Origin of the sequence: Corallococcus sicarius (assembly GCF_003611735.1) — a bacterium.
In the GTDB taxonomy this organism is placed as follows: Bacteria; Myxococcota; Myxococcia; order Myxococcales; family Myxococcaceae; genus Corallococcus; species Corallococcus sicarius.
Genome location: NZ_RAWG01000105.1, coordinates 20,858 through 27,952, shown reverse-complemented (window position 1 = coordinate 27,952; position 7,095 = coordinate 20,858). Strand labels below are relative to the sequence as shown.

General features: G+C 69.2%; 5 protein-coding genes. 3 read left to right on the top strand and 2 right to left on the bottom strand.

What is annotated here, in order from left to right; genetic code table 11:
* Positions 1-294 precede the first annotated feature (294 nt).
* Both D7X12_RS18130 and D7X12_RS18125 read left to right on the top strand, forming a co-directional pair.
* Complete coding sequence (locus tag D7X12_RS18130) at positions 295-2,142, top strand: potassium transporter Kup (protein ID WP_120626525.1); 1,848 nt, start codon at positions 295-297, stop codon at positions 2,140-2,142.
* Positions 2,143-2,544: 402 nt separating this feature from the next.
* A complete protein-coding gene (locus D7X12_RS18125; protein ID WP_120626524.1) occupies positions 2,545-3,558 on the top strand; it encodes a hotdog family protein in 1,014 nt (337 codons plus the stop codon).
* A gap of 26 nt (positions 3,559-3,584) precedes the next feature.
* On the opposite strand, the gene D7X12_RS18120 is transcribed toward D7X12_RS18125, so the two are convergent.
* Both D7X12_RS18120 and D7X12_RS18115 read right to left on the bottom strand, forming a co-directional pair.
* Positions 3,585-4,166, bottom strand: coding sequence for a DUF2378 family protein (locus tag D7X12_RS18120; protein WP_120626523.1), 582 nt, complete (start codon positions 4,164-4,166; stop codon positions 3,585-3,587).
* Between the two features lie 100 nt (positions 4,167-4,266).
* A complete protein-coding gene (locus D7X12_RS18115; protein WP_120626522.1) occupies positions 4,267-5,004 on the bottom strand; it encodes a metallophosphoesterase in 738 nt (245 codons plus the stop codon).
* A 432-nt stretch (positions 5,005-5,436) separates the two neighbouring features.
* Here D7X12_RS18115 and D7X12_RS18110 point away from each other — a divergent pair, with 432 nt between their 5' ends.
* Positions 5,437-7,053 carry a golvesin C-terminal-like domain-containing protein gene (locus D7X12_RS18110; RefSeq protein WP_120626521.1) on the top strand — a complete coding sequence of 539 codons (1,617 nt, stop codon included), beginning with the start codon at positions 5,437-5,439 and terminating at the stop codon, positions 7,051-7,053.
* Positions 7,054-7,095: the final 42 nt, after the last annotated feature.

The window sequence follows — 7,095 nt, the reverse complement described above, 5'->3', positions numbered from 1 at the left end:
CCCGCCCCGGACGCTGTGCGTCTCAGGTCCCGCCATCCCCGCTTTCACGGATGCAGGACACCCCGCCCCCGCAACCGTTGGTGGATTGCAGGGGGCTCGTTCCCCGGCCTGTCGCCCCCCGGGGCAGGGGACGGGGAGCGCACATGGGAGCACCTCCGAGCGGTTGGAAAGCAAAGGAGCCGCACGGCTTCGGTTGCGGCGGCCCGGGGTTCGGCTAAAGCGGGGGCCGTGAACGCACCCTCGGATTCGACGGCCGCCTCTTTGGAGGCGCCGGATTCTCCCAAACGCATCGCGATGCTGGCGCTGGGCGCGGTGGGCATCGTCTACGGAGACATCGGTACCAGCCCGCTGTACGCCTTGCGCGAGTGCTTCACCGGCCCGCACGGCATCGCCCCGACGCCGGCGAACGTGATGGGCGTGCTGTCGCTCATCTTCTGGTCGCTCATCATCGTCGTGTCGGTGAAGTACCTGTTGTTCGTGATGCGCGCGGACAACCGGGGCGAGGGCGGCATCCTGGCGCTGATGGCGCTGGCCATGCAGCGGCCGCGGGGGCAGGCGCACCACGCGCGGCCGGTGCTGATAACGCTGGGCATCTTCGGCGCGGCGCTCCTCTACGGCGACGGCCTCATCACCCCGGCCATCTCCGTGCTGAGCGCGGTGGAGGGCCTGAGCGTGGCCACGCCCGTCTTCGAGCCCTACGTCATCCCCATCTCGCTCGTCATCCTGGCGCTCCTGTTCCTCGTGCAGCGCAAGGGCACTGGCGGCATCGGCGCGGTGTTCGGCCCGTTCATGTGCGTGTGGTTCCTCGTGCTGGCGGTGCTGGGCGTGAAGGAGCTCGTGCACAACCCTGCGGTGCTCTGGTCGCTGTCCCCCGTGCACGGCGTGCACTTCTTCATCGAGAACGGTTGGCACGGCTTCCTCGTGCTGGGCGCCGTGTTCCTGGTGGTGACGGGCGGAGAAGCGCTCTACGCGGACATGGGGCACTTCGGCGCGGGCCCCATCAAGCGCGCCTGGTTCGCCCTGGTCCTGCCCTCGCTCGTCCTCAATTACCTGGGGCAGGGCGCGCTGCTCTTGCGCCACGCCGAGGCCGCCAGGAACCCGTTCTTCCTCCTGGCCCCCGACTGGGCCCTGTACCCGCTTGTCGCCCTGTCCACCGGCGCCGCCGTCATCGCTTCCCAGGCGCTCATCTCCGGCTCCTTCTCCATCACCCGCCAGGCGATGCAGCTGGGTTACAGCCCGCGCATGGAGGTCGTGCACACGTCCGCGGAGGAGATGGGGCAGATCTACCTGCCCGGCCTCAATGGGGCGCTGCTGCTGGGCGTGGTGGCGCTGGTGCTGGGCTTCGGCTCCTCCAGCCGGCTGGCGGCGGCGTACGGCATCGCGGTGACGACGACCATGGCCATCACCACGGTGCTCGCCTACGTCGTGGCCCGCGAGCGCTGGAACATCAGCCGCGCCGTGGCGCTGCCCATCGCGGGCCTGTTCCTGCTGGTGGACCTGTCCTTCTTCGGCGCCAATGCGGTGAAGATTTCCGACGGCGGCTGGTTCCCGCTGCTGCTCGCCCTCTGCATCTTCACCCTCATGACGACCTGGAAGCGCGGGCGCGACATCCTCGCCGCCAAGCTGCGCGCGTCCAGCATCAGCCTCAAGGACCTGCTGGGCAGCTTCGGGGACCACCCGCCCGTGCGCGTGCCGGGCACCGCCATCTTCATGACGGGCAACCCGGAGGGCACCCCGCCCGCGCTCCTGCACAACCTCAAGCACAACAAGGTGCTGCACGAGCAGGTGGTCCTCCTCACCATCATCCCGGAGGAGATTCCCCACGTGGTGGGCGTGGAGCGCGTGGAGGTGGAACCCCTGGAGCAGGGCTTCGTGCGCGTCATCGCCCGCTACGGCTTCATGGAGAACCCGGGCATCCCGGACGTGCTCAAGCGCTGCCGGGAGAAGGGGCTCCAGTTCCAGCTCATGGGCACCAGCTTCTTCCTGGGCCGGGAAACGCTCATCCCCACCAAGAAGCCCGGCATGGCCGTGTGGCGCGAGGCCCTCTTCTCCTGGATGAGCCGCAACGCCCGCAGCGCCACCGCCTACTTCCGCATCCCGCCCAACCGCGTCGTGGAGCTGGGCAGCCAGGTGGAGCTTTGATTCCCCTCGCGGGGTGACGCACCAAGACTTCACCCGGTGAGAAGGAATTCTTCTGGACCCTCACCCCGCGTCCTGGGGGATGGGCCGCTTCTCCCCTCCTCCAAGCGCTTGAAATCACTTGGAGCCGAGGGGAAACCCCGGGGTGGATATGACCCACCCGTGGTTGACACTGCACGTCGGGTGGGGGTTTACGTCCTGCCTGACCTGCCCCATCTTGCTCCGCTGGAGTGCCGAAATTCCGGCTCGGATATAAAAATACGGCAGGGACGCAACACTTCGGCCGATCAATCGAGAATCTTTTCGTGGGACAGAAAAAATTCCTGTCCTGACGTAAGGAAACTTGGTTACTCTCCGGCCAGGTGTCCCCCGCCACCCGGCGTCTGAAACGAGGTCAGACCTTCCATGCTCCAGGCCATCGCCCCCGCCCCCGTGTCCTCCTCGGCTTCCACCGCGACGTCCGCCATGCCGTGGGTGAACCGGCCGCTGATGCCGCTGTCGGAGGCCGCGCCCTACACGGTGCTGAGCGCGCAGGAGCTGTACCCGCGCATCTGCGTTCGCGATCCGTACTTCGCGCTCAAGGACGTGACGGTGCTGCCGGGTGAGGTGGTGGCGCGCGTGCCGGTGCAGATGGACCCCGACGCGCAGGCGATGCCCATCGGGCTGGGCGAGGCGGGCCGTCACCTGGCCATCCTGGGCTCGTGCGCTTCGGCGCTGGTGGCGCCCAAGGACGGCCAGCACTTCTACCTGGCGAGCGCCGCGCGCGGTCAGTGGCTGCAGCCTGCCCCCCAGGAGCGCACCACGGACCTGCTGTGGGCGCTGGCGCAGGCGGAGTACACCGGCAAGCGCACCTGCACGGCGCGCACGCTGCTGTCGCTGTCGGACGGCACGCCGCTGTTCCGGCTGGAGGTGGACTACAACGTGCTGTCCGCCGCCGCCTTCACCCGCCTGTTCGGTCAGGCGAAGCTGGAGATGCGCGCCGCGCCCCGTCCGGCGGACAACGTGCAGCGCACCCCGGAGGAGTGGGCGAAGCTGCGGCAGAACCCGTACAGCAAGCCGCTGGAGCTGACGGACTGGCAGATGGACGGCGGCAGCCTGCGCTCGTCGCTGGTCGTCACCCCGGAGCTGTGCAAGGGCCACTTCGCGATGCACCCGGTGATGCCGGTGGCCGTCGTCGCGGGCGGGATGACGCGCATGGCCACCACGCTGGGCCGTTCGCTGGAGCAGTGTGACACCGCCCGCTTCGTGGCGAAGGACGTGAAGCTGTCCGCGGACAGCCTGGCCTACGCGGGGCAGACCGTCGTCTTCGGGGCCCACCGCAAGCAGGTGCGCGGCGCCGACCACACCTTCGCGTGCACGGCGTCGGTGGGCGAGCGCGTCGTCGCGCAGCTGGACGTGACCTTCACCCGCGTGGACTGAAGGCGCCGCTTCAGGACTTCAGGACTTCAGGACCAGTGGATGTCGTAGTCCACGCGGTCGATGCCCTGGGGCTTCGCGGTGACCTTGCCCGTGAGCCCCAGCACCTTGAGCGAACCGGTGAGGATGCCCACGTGGTACGCGGGCGGCATCATGTCCCGGCGCATCCGCAGGGTGCCGGACTTGGTCCCCGTGGTGAGGTACTCGCGGTTGCCGTAGGACACCGCCGCGCTGTACGCCATCTGCGCGCCCGCGAAGAGCTTCTGCGGGTCCCCCCGGGAGATGATGCCGAAGATGAGCATCCCCGGTCCGGTGGAGTAGCGCGTGATGCTCACCTCGCCGCAGGCCTGGAACACCTCCTCCACCGACCCGAGCGTGCCCTCCAGCAGGTCCCCCACGCTGAACAGGAGCAGCAGCAGCTCCTTCGCTGGATACGAGCGCAGCTCCGCGTAGTCGTGGTCCAGCTCACCCTTGCGAATCTTCTCCATCCCGGTCGCGCCCGCGTGCTGCTGCACCAGGCTGAACACGGACTTGAAGATGAGCCCGCGCACGGAATCCCCTGACTGGAGGATGGCGATCCTGGCGGCGAGCTCGGCCTTGTCCGACGGCATGACTTCCACTCCCTGGCTTCCCGCAGGAGGAAGCTGACTCCAGCTTAACGGGACATCCCCACCTGTCGACAAAGCACCCGCACGCCGGGGCCTCCCAGGCTCAGCGCTCGTCCAGCAGCATGGGCGCGAAGCCGGCCGCGTCACACGAGGCGAGCACGTAGCGCACGCCGGCCCGCTCGCCGGTGAAGCCCGCCGCGATGCCGCCCGCGTGCAGGTGGCCGTAGACGCAGACCTTGGGGGCGAAGGCCTCGATGGGGTCGCTGAACGCGGTGGCCCGCTCGTTGGCGTACACCGGCGGGAAGTGCACCGCGACGATGCGCGTGAGCGGCGTGGGACTGGCCTGCTCCTTCTTGCGCGCGTCCTCCAGCGACGTGGCCAGCCTGCGCGTCTCACGCTCCACGAACCCCGCGTCAATGGGCTCGTCGCCCATCTCGCCGCCGGGCATGGGCGGGGCTTCCGGCGCGGTCCACAGCCGGGTGCCGGCGATGACCCACGGCCCCAGCACCACCGCGTTGTTGTGCAGGAAGCCCTCCAGCGTGCGGAACGGCGCCAGCAGCTTGCGCAGCTTGGACGCGGAGTCCCCCCACCAGTAGTCGTGGTTGCCGCGCACCAGCACCTTGCGCCCCGGCCGCGCGTCCAGCCACGCCAGGTCGTCCATCACCTCCGTGGCCCGCGTGGCCCAGGAGATGTCGCCCGCGACGATGACCGCGTCCTCCGGCCGCACCTGCTCGTCCCACGCGCGCTGCAGCGGGAGCGGGTGGTCCGTCCAGCCGAAGCGGTGCATGTCCTTCTGCCGTGTGGAGGGCAGGTGCGTGTCGCCGATACCGAAGAGCCGCATGATGCTGGCGTCATAGCGGATGGACTGACGGGATGCCGGCCCTTCGCGCGCCCCTGTCGCCCGGAGGCTCGCCCCTTCGGTCCGCCATGGCTTCAAATAGCGCTAAATACAGGAAGAGTTGTAACAATCCATTACGTCACGGATGTCCTGGAACACGTCACTGGGACATCCGTGCACCACTTCTCTCAGTGTACGAAAAAACCGCCCCAAGGATGTGGGCAATTCCATGATTTCAGGCGTTTAAGGAACTCCAGGGTCCCGGGAGGATGGGGGGAGGTGGTGCATGGATGTACCGATGCGGAAGAAAACTGGACGAAGGTAACGGGCGGGAGGGGTCTGGCACGGCGGGTGCTCAGGGAGCGGTGCCGGTCTCTCCCGTGGAAATGCGGGGGCGGCCCGTGGAGTCCCTCCCCCCGAATCCGGAGTCACCTCATGTCAACGTTCCGCAATCCGTTCGCGGCGGCCGCCGCCGCGCTGGTGCTGTCCGCGTGTGGTCCCCAGGCCCAGCAGCCCACGGAGACGCCCGCTCCCGCCGAGACGCCCTCGCAGCCTTCGACGGACACCGCCGGCAGCAACACCCCGCGCGAGATGGATCCGCTGTTCGCGCAGGCCGCCCAGGAGTTCAACGTCCCGGCGGAGCTGCTCAAGGCGGTCTCCTACACGGAGACGCGCTGGCACATGGCGGTGGGCACGGTGGAGTTCCCGGGCCAGGAGGCCGCGTTCGGTCTGATGGCGCTGCGGGGCGCGGACCTGGAGCAGGGCGCGGCGCTGGCGGGCGTGTCGGTGGAAGCGGCGCGCACGGACGCGGCGGCGAACATCCGCGCGGGCGCGGCGCTGCTCTCCCACTTCGCCACGGAGGCGAACGTGGAGCGCGGGGACCTGGGCGCGTGGGCGCCGGTGGCCGCGCGGCTGAGCGGCATCAGCCACCCGGACGCGCAGGCGGAGCACGTGCACCGCGGCGTGTACGCGGTCATCAACGAGGGCGCGGTGGCGCTCAACACGGACGGCTCCGTGGCGGCGTCCCTGGAGCCCGTGAAGGTGGAGGCGAAGTCCGCCCGCCCGCAGGTTCGGGCCATGGCGGCGGGCCCGGACTACGGCGCGTCCATCTGGCGGCCGTCGCCCAACTACAACGCGCGTCCCGCGGGCGCCGGTGGCGACCCGTCGATGATCATCATCCACACCTGTGAGGGCGGCTACGCCGGGTGCTGGGGCTGGCTCGCCAACAGCGCCTCCGGCGTCAGCGCGCACTACGTGGTGAACGAGAGCGGCAGCGAGGTGTCGCAGCTCGTGCGTGAGTCCAGCCGCGCGTGGCACATTGGCGCCACGTACGACTGCAACCTCAACGGCGGCAAGGAGTGCTGGCTCAACGGGTCGTCGTCCAACAACTTCACCATCGGCATCGAGCACGGCGGCTTCGCCAGCCAGTCGTCGTTCCCGGCGGGGCAGATTGAAACGTCCGCGAAGCTGTCGTGCGACATCGCGCGCGACAACGCCATCGTGAAGGACAGCTACCACATCGTGGCGCACGGCCGTTTGCAGCCCGCGACGCGCACGGACCCGGGTCCCAACTGGCCGTGGTCGTCGTACATCAGCAAGATCAACAGCTACTGCGGCACCACCACGCCGGCGGGTGAGATCGTCATCGACAGCAACGCCGCCAACAACGACGCGGCCAAGGCCCGCTTCGAGCTGACGGGCGCGTGGACGGCGGGCTCCAGCGCCGGCTACTACGGCAGCGGCTACTACTTCGCCGCCACGGAGGCCGTCTCCGCTCCGGCGACGTTCTGGTTCTACCTGCCCACGGCGCAGACGCGCACGGTGGACGGCTGGTGGGTGGCGGGCACGAACCGCTCCACCTCCGCGGCGTTCATCGCCTTCAACGCGGACGGCGCCAACCTGGGCACGGCGACCGCGAACCAGCAGATCAACGGCGGCAAGTGGGTGGCCCTGGGCACCTTCAACTTCAGCGCCGGCTGGAACAAGGTGCAGCTGAGCCGCTGGCAGGCCGCGGGCTCGGTCGTCATCGCCGACGCCCTCCGGGTGCGCTGACGTGACGCGGGGCCTTGAACGGAAGCCGCGTTTCGGGCCCCT